Source organism: Bradyrhizobium sp. 149, assembly GCF_023073915.1.
Taxonomy (GTDB): domain Bacteria; phylum Pseudomonadota; class Alphaproteobacteria; order Rhizobiales; family Xanthobacteraceae; genus Bradyrhizobium.
On sequence record NZ_JADPKK010000023.1, the window covers coordinates 732,802 to 750,815 of the forward strand.

At 64.6% G+C, this 18,014-nt stretch carries 25 protein-coding genes and 1 pseudogene; 13 read left to right on the top strand and 13 right to left on the bottom strand.

Features of this window, described 5'->3' with window-relative positions:
- Positions 1 to 5: 5 nt before the first annotated feature.
- Both IVA88_RS31270 and IVA88_RS31275 read right to left on the bottom strand, forming a co-directional pair.
- Positions 6 to 230, bottom strand: a complete 225-nt coding sequence (locus tag IVA88_RS31270; RefSeq protein ID WP_247501032.1) for a hypothetical protein — start codon at positions 228 to 230, stop codon at positions 6 to 8.
- Between the two features lie 29 nt (positions 231 to 259).
- A complete protein-coding gene (locus tag IVA88_RS31275; protein WP_247501033.1) occupies positions 260 to 694 on the bottom strand; it encodes a hypothetical protein in 435 nt (144 codons plus the stop codon).
- Here IVA88_RS31275 and IVA88_RS31280 point away from each other — a divergent pair.
- From IVA88_RS31280 to IVA88_RS31290, 3 genes are all read left to right on the top strand, one after another.
- The gene (locus IVA88_RS31280) at positions 678 to 1,055 is read left to right on the top strand and encodes a hypothetical protein (RefSeq protein ID WP_247501034.1); all 378 of its coding nucleotides are present in this window, start codon (positions 678 to 680) and stop codon (positions 1,053 to 1,055) included. The genes IVA88_RS31275 and IVA88_RS31280 overlap by 17 nt on opposite strands.
- Before the next feature lie 107 nt (positions 1,056 to 1,162).
- Positions 1,163 to 1,549: a RidA family protein gene (locus tag IVA88_RS31285; protein ID WP_247501035.1), complete on the top strand. Its 387-nt coding sequence runs from the start codon at positions 1,163 to 1,165 to the stop codon at positions 1,547 to 1,549.
- A gap of 152 nt (positions 1,550 to 1,701) precedes the next feature.
- Positions 1,702 to 1,962: a hypothetical protein gene (locus IVA88_RS31290; RefSeq protein WP_247501036.1), complete on the top strand. Its 261-nt coding sequence runs from the start codon at positions 1,702 to 1,704 to the stop codon at positions 1,960 to 1,962.
- 86 nt (positions 1,963 to 2,048) lie between these two features.
- Here IVA88_RS31290 and IVA88_RS31295 read toward each other — a convergent pair whose 3' ends face one another.
- Positions 2,049 to 2,534: a J domain-containing protein gene (locus tag IVA88_RS31295; protein ID WP_247501037.1), complete on the bottom strand. Its 486-nt coding sequence runs from the start codon at positions 2,532 to 2,534 to the stop codon at positions 2,049 to 2,051.
- A 111-nt stretch (positions 2,535 to 2,645) separates the two neighbouring features.
- On the opposite strand from IVA88_RS31295, the gene fabG reads away from it, so the two are divergent.
- On the top strand, positions 2,646 to 3,413 hold the full coding sequence (gene fabG, locus IVA88_RS31300) for a 3-oxoacyl-ACP reductase FabG (RefSeq protein ID WP_247501038.1): 768 nt from the start codon (positions 2,646 to 2,648) through the stop codon (positions 3,411 to 3,413).
- A gap of 223 nt (positions 3,414 to 3,636) precedes the next feature.
- Positions 3,637 to 3,885, top strand: coding sequence for a helix-turn-helix domain-containing protein (locus IVA88_RS31305; protein ID WP_247501039.1), 249 nt, complete (start codon positions 3,637 to 3,639; stop codon positions 3,883 to 3,885).
- Positions 3,886 to 3,957: 72 nt separating this feature from the next.
- On the opposite strand, the gene IVA88_RS31310 is transcribed toward IVA88_RS31305, so the two are convergent.
- A complete protein-coding gene (locus tag IVA88_RS31310) occupies positions 3,958 to 4,173 on the bottom strand; it encodes a hypothetical protein (protein ID WP_247501040.1) in 216 nt (71 codons plus the stop codon).
- Positions 4,174 to 4,269: 96 nt separating this feature from the next.
- Positions 4,270 to 4,536, bottom strand: a complete 267-nt coding sequence (locus tag IVA88_RS31315) for a DUF2277 domain-containing protein (RefSeq protein WP_247501041.1) — start codon at positions 4,534 to 4,536, stop codon at positions 4,270 to 4,272.
- Between the two features lie 133 nt (positions 4,537 to 4,669).
- On the opposite strand from IVA88_RS31315, the pseudogene IVA88_RS31320 reads away from it, so the two are divergent.
- From IVA88_RS31320 to IVA88_RS31330, 3 genes and pseudogenes are all read left to right on the top strand, one after another.
- Positions 4,670 to 5,414, top strand: a pseudogene (locus IVA88_RS31320) (alpha/beta fold hydrolase); the annotation flags it as partial.
- Between the two features lie 168 nt (positions 5,415 to 5,582).
- Positions 5,583 to 5,927, top strand: a complete 345-nt coding sequence (locus IVA88_RS31325) for a hypothetical protein (RefSeq protein WP_247501042.1) — start codon at positions 5,583 to 5,585, stop codon at positions 5,925 to 5,927.
- 135 nt (positions 5,928 to 6,062) lie between these two features.
- A complete protein-coding gene (locus IVA88_RS31330) occupies positions 6,063 to 6,665 on the top strand; it encodes an MSMEG_1061 family FMN-dependent PPOX-type flavoprotein (RefSeq protein WP_247501043.1) in 603 nt (200 codons plus the stop codon).
- 72 nt (positions 6,666 to 6,737) lie between these two features.
- Here the strand turns inward: IVA88_RS31330 and bfr are convergent, their stop codons facing one another.
- The 3 genes from bfr to IVA88_RS31345 form a co-directional block, all read right to left on the bottom strand.
- Positions 6,738 to 7,226 carry a bacterioferritin gene (gene bfr, locus IVA88_RS31335; RefSeq protein ID WP_007600720.1) on the bottom strand — a complete coding sequence of 163 codons (489 nt, stop codon included), beginning with the start codon at positions 7,224 to 7,226 and terminating at the stop codon, positions 6,738 to 6,740.
- A gap of 133 nt (positions 7,227 to 7,359) precedes the next feature.
- The gene (locus IVA88_RS31340; RefSeq protein WP_007600718.1) at positions 7,360 to 7,632 is read right to left on the bottom strand and encodes a (2Fe-2S)-binding protein; all 273 of its coding nucleotides are present in this window, start codon (positions 7,630 to 7,632) and stop codon (positions 7,360 to 7,362) included.
- 161 nt (positions 7,633 to 7,793) lie between these two features.
- Positions 7,794 to 8,099: a hypothetical protein gene (locus IVA88_RS31345; protein ID WP_247501044.1), complete on the bottom strand. Its 306-nt coding sequence runs from the start codon at positions 8,097 to 8,099 to the stop codon at positions 7,794 to 7,796.
- Between the two features lie 133 nt (positions 8,100 to 8,232).
- Here IVA88_RS31345 and IVA88_RS31350 point away from each other — a divergent pair, with 133 nt between their 5' ends.
- Positions 8,233 to 8,577, top strand: coding sequence for a hypothetical protein (locus tag IVA88_RS31350; RefSeq protein WP_247501045.1), 345 nt, complete (start codon positions 8,233 to 8,235; stop codon positions 8,575 to 8,577).
- A 212-nt stretch (positions 8,578 to 8,789) separates the two neighbouring features.
- Entirely contained in the window at positions 8,790 to 9,074 is a 285-nt protein-coding gene (locus IVA88_RS31355; RefSeq protein WP_247501046.1) for a hypothetical protein, read from the top strand.
- A gap of 88 nt (positions 9,075 to 9,162) precedes the next feature.
- On the opposite strand, the gene IVA88_RS31360 is transcribed toward IVA88_RS31355, so the two are convergent.
- Together IVA88_RS31360 and ettA are read right to left on the bottom strand one after the other, a co-directional pair.
- On the bottom strand, positions 9,163 to 10,392 hold the full coding sequence (locus IVA88_RS31360; RefSeq protein ID WP_247501047.1) for a lytic murein transglycosylase: 1,230 nt from the start codon (positions 10,390 to 10,392) through the stop codon (positions 9,163 to 9,165).
- Between the two features lie 7 nt (positions 10,393 to 10,399).
- Positions 10,400 to 12,049 (bottom strand): energy-dependent translational throttle protein EttA, encoded by a 1,650-nt coding sequence (gene ettA / locus IVA88_RS31365; RefSeq protein ID WP_247501048.1) that lies wholly within the window; start codon positions 12,047 to 12,049, stop codon positions 10,400 to 10,402.
- 233 nt (positions 12,050 to 12,282) lie between these two features.
- Between ettA and IVA88_RS31370 the strand changes: the two genes are divergently transcribed.
- The gene (locus IVA88_RS31370; RefSeq protein ID WP_247501049.1) at positions 12,283 to 12,498 is read left to right on the top strand and encodes a hypothetical protein; all 216 of its coding nucleotides are present in this window, start codon (positions 12,283 to 12,285) and stop codon (positions 12,496 to 12,498) included.
- 104 nt (positions 12,499 to 12,602) lie between these two features.
- Positions 12,603 to 13,565 carry a D-2-hydroxyacid dehydrogenase family protein gene (locus IVA88_RS31375; RefSeq protein WP_247501236.1) on the top strand — a complete coding sequence of 321 codons (963 nt, stop codon included), beginning with the start codon at positions 12,603 to 12,605 and terminating at the stop codon, positions 13,563 to 13,565.
- Between the two features lie 4 nt (positions 13,566 to 13,569).
- On the opposite strand, the gene IVA88_RS31380 is transcribed toward IVA88_RS31375, so the two are convergent.
- Together IVA88_RS31380 and IVA88_RS31385 are read right to left on the bottom strand one after the other, a co-directional pair.
- Positions 13,570 to 14,538, bottom strand: coding sequence for an NAD-dependent epimerase/dehydratase family protein (locus tag IVA88_RS31380; protein WP_247501050.1), 969 nt, complete (start codon positions 14,536 to 14,538; stop codon positions 13,570 to 13,572).
- Positions 14,539 to 14,702: 164 nt separating this feature from the next.
- Entirely contained in the window at positions 14,703 to 15,890 is a 1,188-nt protein-coding gene (locus IVA88_RS31385) for a L,D-transpeptidase (RefSeq protein WP_247501237.1), read from the bottom strand.
- Positions 15,891 to 16,209: 319 nt separating this feature from the next.
- On the opposite strand from IVA88_RS31385, the gene IVA88_RS31390 reads away from it, so the two are divergent.
- Positions 16,210 to 17,022 carry a hypothetical protein gene (locus tag IVA88_RS31390; protein WP_247501238.1) on the top strand — a complete coding sequence of 271 codons (813 nt, stop codon included), beginning with the start codon at positions 16,210 to 16,212 and terminating at the stop codon, positions 17,020 to 17,022.
- Positions 17,023 to 17,029: 7 nt separating this feature from the next.
- Here the strand turns inward: IVA88_RS31390 and sseA are convergent, their stop codons facing one another.
- Positions 17,030 to 17,890 (bottom strand): 3-mercaptopyruvate sulfurtransferase, encoded by an 861-nt coding sequence (sseA, locus tag IVA88_RS31395; protein ID WP_247501051.1) that lies wholly within the window; start codon positions 17,888 to 17,890, stop codon positions 17,030 to 17,032.
- Between the last annotated feature and the right edge of the window lie 124 nt (positions 17,891 to 18,014).

Sequence of the window (18,014 nt, forward strand, 5' to 3'; positions counted from 1 at the left end):
AGGGATCACCATCTTGCCGAGGTCACCAGGATCCGGAGTATAGCGATCCCGGGCGGTGTTGTCGGCTGTTCGGGGTCGCCGACAACAACGGCCACGGCCTCAAGGTCTATGCTTTCCTGAAACTCGTCGCGCATTGCGAGCGGATTCATGCGGCAGTAACTGGAGTTGGCCCGGATGAGCGATAGCGGCATCTGGAGCTGAGGGCTGCCCCGCATATCGCCGTCGCTCATGCGGGCTACGTATTGAGGTGATCGCCGCCCTACCGCATCGTGATCGCGAGCCCGCTGAGATCCGCATTCGCCATCAGACCGACCTGCGTGCCGGACAACTCCAGCACGGCGCCTTTCTGGTTGGTCAGCACGATGGCACGGGCGCCGCGGCCCACTGCGATGCCCGCACCGGCGGCGCCGTAGACGCCGGCGATGTCGGAGGGCCGGTTGATGTTGGAGACGCGACCGCGCAGCACGGTCTTGGAGCCGCCGAAGACGAGGCCGTAATCGAGCCCCCCGGTCGAGAGCGAATAGGCGCGGCCGCGGAAGTTCATCACGCCCGAGCCGCCGGAGCCGCCGATGATCCAGCCCGCCTTGTAGATCGTCAGCACCACGGTGCCGCCATCGGCCAGCGCCGAGGTCGAAAGGCCGGCAAGCGCGGCAATGCCGACCAGCGCGGCGCGGAAGGTGGATGCGATCTTCATGGGGGCTCCGGGGGCAATTTTTCAAGGGGGATCGAATCAGACGCAGCGAATGTATCCGATGGATCGGGGCGGCAACATGATCGGGGCGGCGTGGTCGGGCTGCTTCTCTCGTCCCACGGCCTATTTTCCGTCATTGCGAGCGCAGCGAAGCAATCCAGAATCTTTCCGAGAAGGCAGTCTGGATTGCTTCACTGCGCTCGCAATGACGGGTGGATGGATTGCTGCCTCTCCACGCCAGCAGACCGAGGCGGGCCGTCTGCGCTCGCGAACGCCACCTGGCCACCATGCCATTCTGCCCCTGTTTTGCCCGACAGAGCAAACGAATATTTTGCTTTTCCCGAAGCCTGAAAAAGCCCAATGATTTCTGCTTGATGTCTACTGTGCATGGGGTTGTTTTCGCGTTTTGTGTTTGAGCGGGCCCGATCTGCCGTTACGCTTGGGCCTCCAGCCCGTCATCCGAGGTGACCCATGCCGATCCAGCATTTTGCGCCCCCGCCGCACGTCAAGGCGCCGCCACTGTCCTTTGCGACGCGCGCCGGCGATCTCCTGTTCGTCTCCGGCATTCCCGGCTTCGACGCCGGCGGCGCGCTGCCCGACGGCTTCGACGCGCAGTTCGCCAACGTCGTCGTCAACATCAAGCGCGTGCTGGCGGAGGCCGGCGCCGGCATCCGCGATCTCGTCAAGGTCAATGTGCTCCTGACCCGCGCCTCCGATGTCGCCGCCATGAACGCGCTCTATGCCGGCGCCTTCGGCCCACCGCCCTACCCCGCCCGCACCACCTGCGTGGTCCACGCACTGCCCGATCCGAAGATGCTGATCGAGATCGAGGCGGTGGCGTCGCTGGCCAAAGGATAGGCAAGGGACAGACAAGCGCCAGTCAAGGGATAAGGGTCGTCCGAACAGCCGACCAACGGCTGACATATCCGTGAACGGTCGCCGCCCCGCTTGCCAGCCGCGCAGATTTGCCGCACCAGTTCCCTTCTCACGTTCTCATCAGGAGATATTTCATGCGTCGCGTTCTCGCCCTCTGTGCCGTTGCCGGCATCGCCACCTCCGTGTTCGCCGCGCCGGCCTCTGCGGCGGTCGGTTATTACGTGATCCGCTGGGACAACACCGGCATCTGCCAGGTCTGGAACGAGGACCTGAAGTACAAGCCGTTCCAGTGGGGCGTCTCGACCTACAAGGTCGTCAGCAAGCCGCTCCCGACCTTCACGGCCGCCTCGGAGCTCCAGATCAAGCTGCGCGCCGAGCGCCGCTGCACGCTCTAGGCCTTACGCGACGAATCGGATTTCAGGGGCGGATCGCGCAAGCGGTCCGCCTTCTTCTTTTGCGGTCATGCGCATGCTCGACCTACTCACGCGTCCTTGTGCGCGCCGGGATGGATGAGCATGTCGCGCGCGGCGGCAAGGTCGATGAACGCTTGCGCGCTGCCGCCCCGGTCGGGGTGCGTGCCCTTGGCGGCGCGGCGATAGGCCTGGTTGATGTCCTCGCAGGTGAGCTGCACCGCGAGCGGCAGGCCGAGCAGCTTGCGGGCGCGATCCTCGCTGGACAATTTCTTCGGTGCAGCATGGCGGCGGCCGAAGCGCGGCGCGGTCAGGTCGTGAACGACATCGAGCACCACGCCGAGACGACGCCGGGCCGCCAGCGTGACGCTGTGATCGTCGTTGTCCACGGCCTGGCGCAGCACCGGAAGCGCCTGCTCGGCAGCCTGCCGCAACATGGTATCGGTGCTGATCCGCACGATCTCGGCGACGAGCCGGCCCGCCTCGGCCCAATCGGCGCCGTCCGCCGACCGCAGGCGTTCGAGTGCGAGTTTCCAGGATTCAAGCCGTTCCATCATGCGCGCAACGTTTAGCAATCAGGATCAGTATGCCAAGGCCGCCGTTTCCGACCCCTTAATTTCGGGTTAGCCTTTCATGAAACTTAGAAACGAAATCGGGAGGAAATTGTCATGGCATTGCTCGCTGACCATATCGCCGTCATCACGGGCGCCGGTTCCGGCATCGGCCGGGCAATCGCGGCCGGCTACGCCCGCGAAGGCGCGCAAGTGGTGCTGCTCGACGTCAACGCCGACACGGTTGCGGAAGCCGCCCAGGATATTCGCAAGTCCGGCGGCAAGGCCGAGAGCTTTGCGCTCGACGTGACCAACCGCGACGACTGCTTTGCGCTCGCCAAGCAGATCGCCGACAAGGTCGGGCAGGTCTCGATCCTCGTCAACAATGCCGGCATCACCCGCCGCAATGCCTTCACCGCGGAGCCCGAGACAGTGGCGAAGGACTGGAACGACATCATCTCCCTCAACCTCAACGGCGTCTTCAACATGACGCAGGCGTTCCTGGCGCCGCTGCGCGCGAGCAAAGGCCGCATCGTCAATATCGGCTCGATCCAGTCCTTCGTGCATCTGCGCACGCCGAGTTCGGCGGCCTACACCACCTCGAAACACGGCGTGCTCGGCTTCACCAAGGCGCTCGCGGTCGAGCTCGGCAAGGAAGGCGTGCGCGTCAATGCGATCGGGCCCGGCTTCATCGAGACCAACATCAACGCCAATGTGCGCGCGAGCAATCCGGCCCTGGTGCAGGCCTTCGTCGATCACACCCCGCTGGCGCGCACCGGCAAGCCCGAGGACATCGTCGGCCCCGCGATCTTCCTTGCGTCGGATATGTCGGCCTACGTCACGGGAACGATCGTGATGGTGGACGGCGGATACCGGACCGTGTGAGCGGGGCGCAACGACGCAGCTACAGTGCGAGCTAAGCCCGCATCACGATGCATCCCAGGCCAATCGCGGCGCCTTCGCGGCAATCCTGAGGTCAATTGGTGCGATCGCCCGCGGTTAGCCTTTCGTTAACCAAACCCGCGCACCGTAGATCTACGGCTTGGGGGTCGTTGGTTCTCGATCCGCTTCCAGAGACGGAAGCGGGCGTTGATCGGGAGGTGTGTTGATGACCACTGTTCATGTCGCTGCGTCCGAACCGGGCGCACAATTTCTTGCCCCGAACCAGATCGTTCCGCTGCTGATCGGCGCGACCGTCGACGAGGTCGAGCGTGAGCTCGTGCTCCAGACGCTCGCGCGCTGCGACGGCAATCGCACGCGCGCATCGCGCGTGCTGGGCCTGTCGGTGCGCACGTTGCGCAACAAGATCAGGCTCTACGCCGCCTCGGGCATCGAGGTGCCGGCCTATCACGACTAGCGCGTGACGTGCAGCCGATCGATGTTGATCAAGCCCGCCGCGAGCCCGGGCGGATATTGCTGAGGGACGGATCTATTTCGTCCCGTTCTCGCGTCGCGGCAGCATGCCCATGCGCTCGAGCTGCCAGCGCATGGCGCGGTACCAGAGATAGCCGACCGCCGCGCCGCACACGGCGAGGATCACGACGTTCGCGCTCGAGAACGAGCCGCTCCACCACATCATCCACGCGGTCCACAGCAGCGTGAAGACGATGGCACCTGCTTTCAGCGGAAGAAGAGGGCGGCTCATGGTGGTGCTCCGGGTTGTCAAAACCCCGGCGGACATCATCGCGCGTTGAGACCGTTGCCACCGTGAGCCACATCACGGAACGGAGATGCGAGACGCCTAGCCGAAGCGCAGCCGCGAACGTTCCTTGGCCTTTTCCGCCTCGACTTCACGGTCGCGGGCCGGCGCATGGGTGTGCAGCGACGTCAGGAGCCGTCGCGCAGCCTCCGAGACCTCCGCCACCGCACGATCGAAGGCCGCTTCGTTGGCCTGCGAGGGCTTGTTGAAGCCGGACAGTTTTCGAACGAACTGGAGCGCGCTGGCCTGGATCTCATCCTCCGTCGCCTCCGGCTCGAAGTTGAACAGCGTCTTGATATTACGGCACATGCAGCCTCTCCCGATATTTTCCTCAAAGACGATCGGCGAAAACGAAATCCTACATCCTTCCGGAGAGTTCTGCTAACTTCCGCCGCAACGCGGCCGCCGACCAGAGCCGCACGGGGGAAATCGACATGAAAGCCATGGCAAATCGTCAAAACCATCCAACGGGATGAAGACGAGCTTCCCGAAATACAATTACGACGACATGGTCGAGGCCCAGCATCGCCTGTTGACGGAAGGGCTCGGGGTCAAGCACCTGCGGCTCGTCATGGGCAATTCGATGGGCGGCATGCACACCTGGTTGTGGGGGCGAGAAATATCCGAAGGCGATGGACGCGTTGATCCCGATGGCCTCGCAGCCGACCGAGATGGCGTCGCGCAACTGGATGCTGCGGCGGATGATGCTCGACACCATCCGCATCGATCCTGACTACAATGGAGGCAACTACACCGGCCAGCCGCGCATGATGAAATACGCCATCACCGCCTACGGCATCGCGAGCATCGGCGGAACGCTGGCCTATCAATCGCAGGCGCCGACGGCGGCCAAGGCCGACCAGATCGTCGACGAGCGGCTAGCCACGCCGATCACGGCAGATGCCAACGACTTCGTCTATCAGTGGGAGTCTTCGCATGACTACAATGCGGGCGAGAAGCTGGAGGCAATCGAAGCGTCGTTGCTGCTTATCAATTCGGCGGACGACGAGCGTAACCCCCCAGAGACCGGCATCACGGATGCTGCGATGACGCGGGTCAAGAACGGCAAACTGTATCTCATCCCGGCGAGCATCGAGACGCGCGGCCACGGCACCACCGGTAACGCAAAATTCTACAGCGAGCAAATTCGGCAGTTTCTACAAACCGTGCCGCAGCGGACGATGTAGAATTGTCAAGCTCGCCGCCATACCGTGATGCATCATATGCGGCGCCTCCACGCCGCATATTATTTGAGCATGCATTAGGCTGACGGCTCGGGCTTAATTGCATCAACGATACGAATCGACGCGCGGGACAATCGCGCGCCAATGGCACGACGCGATGAGGAGGATCGCATGCACAGGCTCGTACTGTGCGTTTGGCTGGCGGCGCTGACGAGCGCCGCGTTCGCGTTCGACAACGGGCAATATGATCACGTCCCGCCCGACGTCCGCGCCTGGTTCAAGAGCGTGATCGCACCGAACGGCGTGCCCTGCTGCGACGTCTCAGATGGCTATCGCACGGAGTACGATGTGCGCAGCGGCGCCTATTGGGTGCCGATCGAGGGACAATGGATAGAGGTGCCCGAGCGCGCCATCATCCGCGACCGCGGCAATCCGGTCGGCGAGGCCGTGGTGTGGTACGTCCGTCACCGCGGCGCCATCATCATCAGTTGCTTCGTGCCGGCGGATGCGGTGTAGCGCGCGACAGCGCCTCGGCGCCGCGCGTCCTGATCTGGTAGGCTCTCTACTGCGCTGATCTGTGGCGGAGTGACAAGGGGATAGCGATCGGGCCGAGAGATGATATTCTCGGGCATTCAAATCAGGGAGAACTTCGTGACTGATCTTCGCGCCGAAGACCTCGCCACCATCTATGCCCAGCCGAGCCCCCGCGTGATCGCGAAAGCGCGCCCGGCGATCGATACGCATGCGAAGAAATTCATCGAGATGTCGCCGTTCTGCGTGCTGGCGACATCGGGAGCGGACGGCAGCGTCGATGCCTCACCACGCGGCGGCGGCGTTGGCTTCGTCCACGTTGCCGGCCCCAACCAGCTGCTGATGCCTGATCGCTCCGGCAACAACCGGATCGATAGCTTTCGGAACGTCGTCGAAAGCTTGGGCTTCGTGCATCTGTTGTTCTTCGTCCCCGGCATCGACGAGACGCTGCGCGTCGGCGGCCGCGGCACGCTGTCGGCCGATCCGGACCTGCTCGCCTCGATGGTGGAGTTTGGCAAGCCGCCGCGCGCGGTGCTGAACGTCGCCGTCAACGAAGTCTATTTCCACTGCGGCAAGGCACTGATGCGCTCGAAGCTGTGGTCATCCGAGAAGGTGCCGCGCTCGGTGATGCCGAGCATCGTCGAGGTGGTCCACGAGCAGACCGGCCTTGGTGAACCGCAGAGTCAGGAAATCGTGGAAGAGCTCTACAAGACGCAGTTGTAATTGGCGTCCCGGCCTGGTGCGCAATTGCGAACCAGGCCGACACGAAGCTTGTGGCAGCGCTAACGCGCCAGACTAATGCCCCTCGCCCTCGAGCCCGCCGACGTGCTTCTGGGTGTAGAGCTCAAGGCCGATGCGGCCGATCAGATCGAGCTGGGTCTCGAGGAAGTCGATGTGGTGCTCCTCGTCGCTCATCAGCTTCTCGAACAGGTCGCGCGTAACGTAATCCTTGACGCTGTGGCAGTAGGTTGCTGCCTCCTGATAGAGCGCCCGCGCGCTCATCTCGGCGGCGAGATCGCACTCGATGATCTCCTTGACGTTCTGGCCGATACGCAAGGGATCGAGCACCTGCATGTTCGGGAAGCCGTCGAAGAACAGGATCCGCTCGGTGAGCTTGTCGGCGTGCTCCATCTCCTCGATGGACTCCTTGCGCCATACCTTGGACATGTCCCGCAGGCCCCAATTGTCGAGGAAGCGGTAGTGCAGCCAATACTGGTTGATCGCAGTCAGCTCGTGACGCAGTGCCTTGTTGAGATAGTCGATGACTTTTGCGTCGCCCTGCATGGTTCACTCCAGCTCTTGCAGTCCAAATCGGCCGTAAACCGAATTTAGAACGCTTCTAAATGAGTTTAAAGACTGGGGCAACCGGCTACAGGGACGCAGCCGGGAAAAAGCGCAGCCGAGATTGCGAAAGATTTCAGCAGGCCGCGAGGGCGAACTCGGCCGGCTGGGCCGTCTCGTCATTGGCCGCCACCGTGTGGTTGTGCGGGCAGCCGGAGCAGCAGGACGTGGCACAGGGGCCGAGCGCTTCGTCGATAATGGTCTTGATCGTCCGCGCGCAGCGGCCGCATTCGGCGCTACAGCCGAGACACCCATAGACCTGCTTGGCATGGCGCACGGCGTCGTCGGACTCGGCGACGGCGGCGCGGATGTCGTCATCGCTCAGCACATTACAGGAACAAACGATCATGGAAGCGGCAGGCCCTTTGGTGATGCGCCATCATCGATATTTAAGGGGCCGGCCGGATGCAAAAGGAAAAAGCGGTATTTGAAGCTATTCCAAACTGGCTTGGAAGCAGCCTAGAACGGCTCTAAAACAGGGCCTTGTGCTGGACCAAGATTGCCGCGGACCTAGTCGCCCCCACCGCCGCCTCCACCACCACCATCGCCGCCGCCTCCGCAATCCCCGCCACTGCTGCCGCTATCGCCGCTGGAGCAGCTGCCATCGGCGGCCGAGCTGCCGGACCCATCGCTGGAAAACCAGCTCCCGAGCGAGAAGCCGTCGCTCGTGCCTGTCGGGGTATCGCCGCCACCATCGGCGCCGGCCCCCGCGCGGGAGCGCCGCTGGCCGCGGTTCTGGAGATGGGTGATCCAGCCGTAGCCGATCGCGAAAACGACCCCGGCAGCGATCAATGCATTTATCATCGCGTTACCCATCACGCCTTCCTTGCTGAGCTGCGGCCCATACCAATTGGTCGCCCCCGGCAAAGGTGCCGTTCATTGATCATTGGTAGGAAGTATGGAACTTTACCCCGAGGAGTTCCCGCGTGTTTGCTCGAAAGGTCAGCCAATGAAGAAGTCGTTCCTGGCAATCGCTGCCGTCACCGCTGTGGCCCTTGCGGCCGGTACACCGGCGCAGGCGCAACGCGGCGTCGCCGCGGGCGTGGCGGCCGGGATCATCGGCGGCGCTATTGTCGGTGGAGCGCTGGCCTCTCCGTATTATTACGGGACCGGCCCTGGCCCCGGCTACGCATATGGTCCGGGATATGGCCCCGGCTACTATCCGCCGCGCTACTACGCGCCGGGCCCGGGCTATGTTGCCGACGACTATTACGGCAACGGCTGCGTCTGGCAGAAGCAGCGCTTCTGGGACGGATATGCCTGGCGCGCCCGCCGCGTCAGAGTCTGCGGCTAAGTCGCCGCACGCCGGTTCATTGCGGATGCGCCGTTCATCTCCGGGCCTGAAAAAGACCGCTTTTTCTCGTCACAGCTCCGTGTGCGTTTACCGCGGATTGACCATTTGCGCGCTTCCTAGCTGCAAGGCCAATTCCATCAGAGTCTGCGTGAACCTTTGAAACCCCGGGCGCTCCTAACAAGGAGCATCCATCTCTCAGGAGAGCCAAGAGTATGAAGAAGACTTTAGTTGCCGCCCTCACGGTTGCGACGATCGCCGGTTCGCTGGCGACCGCCACTCCGTCCGCCCAGGCCCATGACGGCGTCGGCGTCGGCATCGCAGCCGGCCTGATCGGCGGCGCGATCGTCGGCGGTGCCATCGCATCGAGCCGTCCGGCCTATGGCGGACCGGTTTATGTGGCCGAGCCCGGCCCACCGCCCCCGCCCTGCTACTGGCAGCGCCAGCGCTACTGGGATGGCTACGGCTGGACCGTCCGCCCGGTTCGCGTCTGCTACTGATCTGATCGCACGGCGTTCATGAGCGCTGCGATCGAAGCCCGGCCGAGCACTCGGCCGGGCTTTTTCTTTGGCGAAGAGCTGCAGCTCCCTATCGCGCTGCCTGGATCGAGCGCAGCACCTCTTCGCTCGGCCAGCAATCGACCTTGAGGCCTGCCGACTTCTGGTAGGCGCCGAGCGCGGCGCGCGTCTGCATGCCGGCCTTGCCGTCGATCTTGTCCTTGTAGAGCCCGACGCGCGTAAGTCCCCGCTGCATGGCCTCGACATCCTTGGTGCGCAATTGCTTGGAGGCCGACCACGGCGTCGCGAACGGCTGCGGGCTCGTCATGCGGTCGCTGAGATGGCCGACGAACAGCACGTAAAGGTCGGAGAAATTGTACTCCTTGATGACGAAGTAATTCTTCGTGGTCAGGAAAGACGGGCCGTAGATGCCTTCCGGTTGCAGCAGCGAGGTCGGCTGTGCCTGCTCGGCGGCACTGAGCTTTTGTCCACGCACTGGTACAAAGCCGTCGCGCAGCCACTGGCCGATTGGCTTCGTCACCTCGGGCACGCCGCTGGTGCAATCGACCTTGGCCGGTGCCTGCACCTCGTAAGCCCAGCGCACGCCGCTCTGCCAGCCCTTGTTGACGAGCTGCTGCGCGGCGGAGGCCAGTGCATCCGGCACCGAATGCCAGATATCGACGCGGCCGTCGCGGTCGAAATCGACGCCGTGCTTGTAATATTCGGATGGCAGGAACTGCGTGAGCCCGGTGGCACCGGCCCAGGACGAGCGCATGTCCTTGCGTGTCACAACGCCGTCGCCGAGAATTTTCAGCGAGAGGATGAACTCGTTGCGATAAGTGTCCTTGCGGCGGCCGACATAGGCCTGCGTCGCCAACACGCGAACGAGATCGTAAGGCAGTGTGTAGCGGCCGTAGTCCGTCTCGCGGCCCCAGATCGCCAGCATGACGGTGGCGGGCACGCCGGAGTTTTTCTCGATCTCGGCCAGTGCTGGTCGATATTTCTGCAGCAGCCGCTGCCCCTCGCCCGCGAGCCGCGCGATCGAGGCTTCCCTGACGTAGTCGGCCGGCACCTGCACGAACTCGGCCTGCGACGGCGCACCCGTTGCGGGCCGCCCCGGCAGGATCAGATCCGGCAGCTTGTAATCGGGCTCGAGCCCGCGCGTCTCTTGCTCGAACGTCGTGCGCGAGACGCCCGCGGCCTGCGCTTCCGGCCAGAGCGAGGCGATGAACTGTGTGAAGGCGGTGTCGGCGGCGCGGGCGGCGGGCGACAGGCCACAGGTGATAGCGATCACCGCAGCTATGAGCGCCCGCCGCATCATGCCGAGATCACCGCGTCAACTTCTTGTACTTCACGCGGTGCGGAACGACGCTGTCCTGGCCGAGCCGGCGCATTTTGTCCTTCTCGTAATCCTGGAAATTACCCTCGAACCATTCGACATGGCTGTCGCCTTCGAAGGCCAGGATGTGGGTCGCGATGCGATCGAGGAACCAGCGATCATGGCTGATGATGACGGCGCAGCCGGCGAAATCCTCCAGCGCCTCTTCGAGCGCGCGCAGCGTGTCGACGTCTAGATCGTTGGTCGGCTCGTCGAGCAGCAGCACGTTGGCGCCGGACTTCAACATCTTGGCGAGATGCACGCGGTTGCGCTCACCGCCGGAGAGCGCGCCGACCTTTTTCTGCTGATCCGCGCCCTTGAAGTTGAACGAAGAGCAATAGCCGCGTGAATTGACTTCCCTCTTGCCGAGCAGGATCAGTTCGTTGCCGCCGGAGATCTCCTCCCAGACGTTCTTGCTGCCATCGAGCGCGTCGCGCGACTGGTCGACGTAACCAAGATGAACGCTCTCGCCGACCGTGATGGTGCCCTTGTCCGGCTCTTCCTGCTTGGTGATCATCCTGAACAGCGTGGTCTTGCCGGCGCCGTTGGCGCCGATCACGCCGACGATACCGCCGGGCGGCAGCTTGAAGGTGAGATCGTCGATCAGGAGACGATCGCCAAAGCCTTTGCTGAGGCCTTCGAAGTCAACCACGTTCTGACCGAGTCGCTCGGCCACAGGAATCGTGATCTGCGCGGTCTGGGTCTGCTTCTCGCTCGCCTGCTTCAGCAGTTCGTCATAGCGCTGATAGCGCGCCTTGGATTTGGCCTGGCGGGCTTTCGGCGAGGACGCGATCCATTCCTGCTCGCGGGCCAGCGTCTTCTGATGCGCAGCGTCCTCGCGCCCCTCCTGCTCGAGCCGCTTCTGCTTCTGCTGCAGCCAGGCCGAGTAATTGCCCTCGTAGGGGATGCCCTTGCCGCGATCGAGCTCGAGGATCCAGCTCGTGACGTTGTCGAGGAAGTAGCGATCATGGGTGACGATCAGGATCGCGCCCGGATAGTTGCGCAAATGCCCTTCCAGCCACGACACGGATTCTGCGTCGAGATGGTTGGTCGGCTCGTCCAGCAGCAGGAGCTCAGGCTGGTCGAGCAGCAGCTTGCATAGCGCGACGCGGCGGCGCTCGCCGCCCGAGAGTTTCGATACGTCGGCATCGTCGGGCGGGCAGCGCAGCGCGTCCATGGCCTGGTCGACCTTGCTGTCCAGATCCCAGAGGCCCTGGGCCTCGATCTCGTCCTGCAGCTTGGTCATCTCGTCGGCGGTCTCCTCGGAGTAGTTCATCGCCAGCTCGTTGTAGCGATCGAGGATAGCCTTCTGCTTGGCGACACCCAGCATGACGTTCTCGCGCACGCTGAGTGCCGGATCGAGATGCGGCTCCTGCTCGAGATAGCCGACGCGGGCGCCCTGGGCGACCCAGGCCTCGCCGTTATATTCCTTGTCGAGGCCGGCCATGATCTTGAGCAGCGTCGACTTGCCTGAGCCGTTGACGCCGAGCACGCCGATCTTGGCGTCCGGGTAGAAGCTCAGATGGATGTTATCGAGCACCTTCCGGGTCGGGTAGCTCTTGGTCAGGCCCTGCATGAAATAGATGAACTGGCGCGCCATCGGTCCCGAAAACCTTCGATTTGAGGAAATTTGCTTGCCGCCGATGTAGCGACCCCGCCCCCAAAGGGCAATGTTTTCCCTCCGTTCACCACGGATGAATACGGGACGGACACCATCCCGCCGCCGATCCGGACAATTGAAACCATCTTTTAATAAATCAGGCCAAAGCTCGGTTTCGCGCGGAAACAGCGTCACCCGGTCAGAATGAACGGGGAGCACAGCGAGACAGCGTCATGGCCATGATCGAGACCAATTCCCTTCCGGTTCCGGCGGAAGCCGGCAACGCGACCGCGTTCGTCGCGGAGATCCGGGGCTTCTGGAAGCGCTTCTTCGCCACCGCTTTCAACCCCTACCGGCCCGAACTGCATTACATGCGCGGCCCCGGCCCTGCTTGGCGCGCCAAGCACGGCATGAATGCGCCGCTCCGGCTCAAGCCCCGCGACCTCTGAGCCTTTAACGCCTATCGGATTTTTGAAGACGCGAACGACTTGCGCACGATCCTGATTGCGCGCAACCATGGCCTGGTTCCACCTCTCGCCATGGATGAACGATGATGACGCGGCTGCGCTGTGCAATTCTCGACGACTATTTCAATCTCGCTCTCGACGTCGCCGATTGGCAAAGCCTGTCCGACCGCGTCGACGTCACCGTGTTCAGCCATCCCTTCGCCTCCGAGCAGGCCGCGGCGAGCGCGCTCGCCAGTTTCGAGATCGTCTGCGCGATGCGCGAGCGCACCGCGTTCCCCAAGAGCTTGTTCGAGAGCTTGCCGAAGCTGAAGCTGCTGCTGACCTCAGGCATGCGCAACGCCTCGATCGACATGGAGGCCGCGAAGGCGCGTGGTGTCACGATCGGCGGCACGCAATATTCCCGCGATCCGACCGCGCCGCTCGCCATGGGCCTGATCCTGGAACTGACCCGTGGCATCGGTCGCGAGAACGCGCGCATGCATGCGGGTGAGCCCTGGCAGGTCTTTGCCGGTGTCGAGATCGACGGATTGACGCTCGGCGTCGTCGGCCTCGGCAAGCTCGGCAGCAAGATGGCTGGTATCGCGAAGGCGTTCGGCATGAACGTGATCGCCTGGAGCCCGAACCTGACGCCGGAGAAGTGCAAGGACGCCGGCGTCGGCTACGCCACCAAGGAGGAGCTGTTCGCCAAGGCCGATATCGTCACCATCCACGTGGTCCTGAGCGATCGCTCGCGCGGGTTGGTCGGGCGCGACGATCTCGCGCGGATGAAGCCGACGGCCTACCTGGTCAACACCGCGCGCGGACCGATCGTGGACGAGCAGGCGCTGCTCGAGGCGTTGCAGCAGAAGAGAATTGCAGGCGCCGGCATCGACGTGTTCTCGATCGAGCCGCTGCCGACGGACCATCCCTTCCGCAAGCTCGACAATCTCGTGCTGACGCCGCATCTCGGCTACGCCACCGAGGACGGCCTGCGCATCCACTACGGCCAGATGGTCGAGGCGATCGACGCCTTCACCAAGGGCAGCGAGCTGCCGCGGAAGCTGGCGTGATGCCTCAGGCCGCCGAGCGGTGGCTGGTGGACTGCCTTGCCGCATCGGCAAAGCCGTCGCGCCACGAGGCATGCGCCGGCAGCCAGCCAAGCTCGCGCTTTGCCTTGCCGTTGGATGCTCCACGCACCTCTGTCATCATCGCAACCATATGCTCGCCCGCAAGCAGGCGCCCGAGCCAGGCGGGAATGTGACGCGGCGGCTTGGCACCAAGCAGTTCGGCCAGCGCGGGCAACCAATCCTTCACCTGCGCCGGATGGTCGTCGACGATGTTGTAGATGCTGCCGGCGCGTCCGCGTTCGACCGCGGCAAGTGTGGCAGAGGCGGCATCTTCGGTGTGAATGAACGACCACGTGCCGCCGCCATCGCCGAGCACTGGCACACGCCGGTGGTGCAGCTGGTCGATCATCGCCTGCGAGAGCGTGCCGGTGCCAGGCCCGTAGAAGAACCCATAGCGTAGCACGATGCCCTCCGGCTTCGTTGATGCGGATACGCTTCGCTCCAGATACTGGATTGCCTCGAGCGTGCGTCGCAGCTCTTGCGGTGGATGCGGGTCGAGTTCATCGGCCTCTGTCTTCACCGTTCCACCGGCGCGACTGAAGGTCCAACCGCAGAAGCTTTGCGCGATGAAGCGCTTGGCGCCGGCCATACGTGCGGCGTCGAGCAGAATCTCGGTTCCGCGCGTGCGGAGCTCGTTGGTTCGCGCGAAAGCCCGATCGAAATGCCGGAGGTCCGTGGCGGCCGCGAGATCCGTCATCTGCTGGATGAGCGCGTCGGGCTTTGCCGCAATCACCGCAGCGCGCATGCTTTCGGCATCGAGGCCGTCGGCGACGACCGGTTCCGCACCCAATCGACGCACGAAGTCTATTTTTCCTGCACTCCGTGTCGTGCCAATCACGGAATGACCCGCAGCGACCAGCGCCGGAACAAGATACTGGCCGACCGCGCCGGTTGCGCCTGCAACAAAGATGCGCATCCTGTGCTCCTCAATTCGTTGCAATCCTCTTTCGAGGTAGTCGAGCTGCGGAGCCGTTCAAGTCAGGCATGCGCAAGCGAGACATGCGCGCATGCCTCAAATGATGACGGCGCGTGACCGAAGTTCACGCGCCGTCATCAGATCAATTCTTGCGAAGCGCTTACTTAGCGCACGGTGACCGGCGCGGGCAGCGGCGGCACGACTGTCGGCTGGGTGCCACCGACCGGGCCGGCCTGGGCTGCCATCGGAGCCGGACCAGCAGCACCGGGCACGGGCGCAGCGGATGCGGTCGCCGTTCCCGGCGGCGGGCCACCCGGCATCACGACCACGCGGGTGCCGACCTTGACGCGATCGAACAGGTCCGAGACGTCCTCGTTCAGCATGCCGATGCAGCCGGAGGACACGAACTTGCCGATCGTCGAGGGCTGGTTGGTGCCGTGGATGCGGTAGACGGTCGAGCCGAGATACATCGCGCGGGCGCCGAGCGGATTACCGGGACCGCCGGCCATGAAGCGCGGCAGATAGGGCTGGCGCTCGATCATCTCGGTCGGCGGATGCCAATCCGGCCACTCCGCCTTGCGGGTGATCTTCTGCACGCCGGTCCAGGTGAAGCCGTCGCGACCGACGCGGACGCCGTAGCGGACGGCGCGGCCGTTGCCGAGCACGTAATAGAGATAGGTGTTCGGGGTATCGACGATGAGCGTTCCGGCCGGCTCCTTGGTCGCCAGCGAGACCTCCTGGCGGCGCAGGTTCTGCGGCAACTGCGCCGGAGCGGCGTCGGGCTGCTCCTCGGGCGGCAGCGAGGCGATCGCCATCGGCCGGCCGTCGGCACCAACAGGCGGCTGCCCGGCCTGGACCGTTCCGGTCGCGGCGGGACCACCGACCGCCTCGGGCGGACGCAGGCCGTCACTGCCGGGCGCCTGAGCCGGACGATCGGCGTAGATCACTGCGGGCGGGCCGGCGGGGCGGCCGTAGCGGGGATCGTCAGGCGACGTCACCGGACCCTGCGGCGGCGCGGCCGAGTAGACCGGAGGGCCTGCGGGACGGCCATAACGGGGATCATCCGGCGACATCACCGGACCCTGCGGCGGGGCCGCCGAATAGACCGGGGGAGCGCCGGCCGGACGGCCGTAGCGCGGGTCCGGGCCGGGCGGCGGCAGCGCTGCCTGCGGCATCGCGTCGTCGTCATCTTCCAGCGCGTCGAAATTCGGCGTGCGGTCGCCGGGTCGATACTCGGCCGGGGCGCCATAGCTCGGCGCCTGCTGGACCGGATAGCTCTGAGCTTGCGCGAGCGAGGTTCCCGCCGCAGCGACTGTTGCGGCAGCGCATATCGTCAGAAAATGTTTGATCATCATCGCTCTTGTATGGTCCCCGGGCCCCGTCCGGACCGTTAACGGCCAGATGACCGAAGATAGCGGCACATTCAAGACATTACAGGCGGATTTGTGCCTGATTTGGCGATTTGTGATCCGCAAGACTACCGTTGCCCCGTTGCATCATGGGACGAAAATCAACCCGCGCCTGAGATCGCCCGACTCGCCGGCTCCGTATTTTGCGGAACGGCGCGGAATCGTTGCGGTATGTTCGAATCAGCCTGATTCGCCCGCTTTGAGCTTCGATCCCCGCGCGGCGAACGCGGCAAGCAGTACCGTCACCGCGTTCAGATGGCTCATGGGCCCTGGCCACTTCGCCGCCGGGGCGGAAATTCGCAATCCCTCGATGCTTCCCGGCTTTCGCTTCCTGTTTGCCGCGATCCTGCTGTCAGCCTCCATCCTGGTGTTCGGCCTGGGCGCCGCCGCGCTGCTGCGGGCGAGCCACGAGCAGTATGTCAGCAACCCCTCCTGGCGGAACGGTCCGCAGGAGCAGGTGTTTGCGCAAGCTCCCGAGCCGGCCCAGCCGGTGCTCGCGGCCCTGCGCGCCGAGCCGGAGGCGGCCGAGCCCACGCCGTCGCTGCGTGACCTGGTGCCGACGATCGGATTGCCGGCGAACGAGCCCGAGCAGGTCATCGCGCTGACGACCGAGATCGAGATTCCGCCGCAGGTCGTTGCGCCCCCGGCTGGCGTCCCGGCCGAACCGGCCAATGGCGAGACCAAGGCCGAGACGACGACGGACGCCGCGGCGCCGGCTCCCGCCGACACGCTCACCCCGGCCGACACCACGGCATCGATCCCCGAGACCAAGCCTGACGCCGCCGCGACCGCCGGCCCGGCCGAGCCCAGTGCCGCCCTCGCCTCTTCCGCGCCCGATATCGCCTCGGCCAAGGTCGCCGCGCTGAATAACCCCGCGACCACCGCCTTGAAAGATCCGCCGGCGAAGGCCAAGGCGGACACCGGCGCAGCGGACAACAAGGCGACCAAGCGGCGGGCGAAGGCGAAGAAGAAACACCGCGTGGTGCGGCGGCCCCCGCCTCCGCAGGTACAGCAGAGTTTCGATCCGTTCGCGCAGCAGCAGCCCACGGTCGCCGCCACCGCGCGTCCACGTTAGTGGTCGCTCACGCCGGCCCGGTCGCGACGGGCGGGCCTTTTTCCTGGCCCCATTCCGACCATGAGCCGTCATAGAGCGCGGTGTCGGTGATGCCGAGGCGGTAGAGCGCCAGCGTCAGCACGCCGGCAGAGACCCCGGAGCCGCAGCTCGTCACGATCGGCGCGTCGAGCTTGACGCCGGCGCTCGTGAAGGCGGCGCGCAGATCATCGAGCGGCTTCATCGTGCCGGTCGCGGCGTCGAACAAGAGATTGTAGGGCACGTTGCGCGCACCCGGGATGTGGCCGGAGCGGATGCCCGCGCGCGGCTCGGGCGCCCGGCCCTCGAACCGGTCGGCGGCGCGCGCGTCGATCACCTGCTCGGCACGGCTTTCGACGTTGGCGATCAATTGCTGCATGCTGCGCACGCGCTTGGAATCGTAGCTCGCCTTGAAGGTCGCTGGCTTCGGCTTCACTTCGCCAGTCTCGACCGGACGCCCCTCGGCGCGCCACTTCTTCAGGCCGCCATTGAGGATGCGCACATTGGCATGGCCGAAAGCCAGGAACATCCACCATGCGCGCGGCGCTGCGACCCAGCCGCCGGCATCGTAGATCACGACGGTATCTGCATTGGAGATACCGAGATTGCCGACGTCGCGGCCGAACTGCTCGGCGCTCGGATACATATGCGGCAGCGGGTTGGAATGGTCCGAGACCGCATCGACGTCGAAGAACACCGCGCCCGGCAGATGCGCGGCGAGATAATCATCCTTCGGCAGCGGCAGCACGCCCGGCAGCTTGAAGCTGGCGTCGAGCACCTTGACGTTGGCATCGTTGATGTGGGCGGCGAGCCATTCGGTGGAGACGAGGGGATCGGCTGTCGTGTCAGTCATTGACGTATTCTCCGGCGATTTTCTCGGTCGTCATGCCCGGGCTTGTCCCGGGCATCCACGTCTTTCGGCGCATCGATCAAGGACGTGGATGGCCGGGACAAGCCCGGCCACGACGGAGTGCGTG

Bases quoted from the DNA above. Each gene is read 5' to 3' on its own strand.
- IVA88_RS31270 (WP_247501032.1), bottom strand. From the start codon at position 230: ATGAGCGACGGCGATATGCGGGGCAGCCCTCAGCTCCAGATGCCGCTA.
- IVA88_RS31275 (WP_247501033.1), bottom strand. From the start codon at position 694: ATGAAGATCGCATCCACCTTCCGCGCCGCGCTGGTCGGCATTGCCGCG.
- IVA88_RS31285 (WP_247501035.1), top strand. From the start codon at position 1,163: ATGCCGATCCAGCATTTTGCGCCCCCGCCGCACGTCAAGGCGCCGCCA.
- IVA88_RS31290 (WP_247501036.1), top strand. From the start codon at position 1,702: ATGCGTCGCGTTCTCGCCCTCTGTGCCGTTGCCGGCATCGCCACCTCC.
- IVA88_RS31295 (WP_247501037.1), bottom strand. From the start codon at position 2,534: ATGATGGAACGGCTTGAATCCTGGAAACTCGCACTCGAACGCCTGCGG.
- fabG (WP_247501038.1), top strand. From the start codon at position 2,646: ATGGCATTGCTCGCTGACCATATCGCCGTCATCACGGGCGCCGGTTCC.
- IVA88_RS31305 (WP_247501039.1), top strand. From the start codon at position 3,637: ATGACCACTGTTCATGTCGCTGCGTCCGAACCGGGCGCACAATTTCTT.
- IVA88_RS31310 (WP_247501040.1), bottom strand. From the start codon at position 4,173: ATGAGCCGCCCTCTTCTTCCGCTGAAAGCAGGTGCCATCGTCTTCACG.
- IVA88_RS31315 (WP_247501041.1), bottom strand. From the start codon at position 4,536: ATGTGCCGTAATATCAAGACGCTGTTCAACTTCGAGCCGGAGGCGACG.
- IVA88_RS31325 (WP_247501042.1), top strand. From the start codon at position 5,583: ATGCACAGGCTCGTACTGTGCGTTTGGCTGGCGGCGCTGACGAGCGCC.
- bfr (WP_007600720.1), bottom strand. From the start codon at position 7,226: ATGCAGGGCGACGCAAAAGTCATCGACTATCTCAACAAGGCACTGCGT.
- IVA88_RS31340 (WP_007600718.1), bottom strand. From the start codon at position 7,632: ATGATCGTTTGTTCCTGTAATGTGCTGAGCGATGACGACATCCGCGCC.
- IVA88_RS31345 (WP_247501044.1), bottom strand. From the start codon at position 8,099: ATGGGTAACGCGATGATAAATGCATTGATCGCTGCCGGGGTCGTTTTC.
- IVA88_RS31350 (WP_247501045.1), top strand. From the start codon at position 8,233: ATGAAGAAGTCGTTCCTGGCAATCGCTGCCGTCACCGCTGTGGCCCTT.
- IVA88_RS31355 (WP_247501046.1), top strand. From the start codon at position 8,790: ATGAAGAAGACTTTAGTTGCCGCCCTCACGGTTGCGACGATCGCCGGT.
- IVA88_RS31360 (WP_247501047.1), bottom strand. From the start codon at position 10,392: ATGATGCGGCGGGCGCTCATAGCTGCGGTGATCGCTATCACCTGTGGC.
- ettA (WP_247501048.1), bottom strand. From the start codon at position 12,049: ATGGCGCGCCAGTTCATCTATTTCATGCAGGGCCTGACCAAGAGCTAC.
- IVA88_RS31370 (WP_247501049.1), top strand. From the start codon at position 12,283: ATGGCCATGATCGAGACCAATTCCCTTCCGGTTCCGGCGGAAGCCGGC.
- IVA88_RS31375 (WP_247501236.1), top strand. From the start codon at position 12,603: ATGACGCGGCTGCGCTGTGCAATTCTCGACGACTATTTCAATCTCGCT.
- IVA88_RS31380 (WP_247501050.1), bottom strand. From the start codon at position 14,538: ATGCGCATCTTTGTTGCAGGCGCAACCGGCGCGGTCGGCCAGTATCTT.
- IVA88_RS31385 (WP_247501237.1), bottom strand. From the start codon at position 15,890: ATGATCAAACATTTTCTGACGATATGCGCTGCCGCAACAGTCGCTGCG.
- IVA88_RS31390 (WP_247501238.1), top strand. From the start codon at position 16,210: ATGGGCCCTGGCCACTTCGCCGCCGGGGCGGAAATTCGCAATCCCTCG.
- sseA (WP_247501051.1), bottom strand. From the start codon at position 17,890: ATGACTGACACGACAGCCGATCCCCTCGTCTCCACCGAATGGCTCGCC.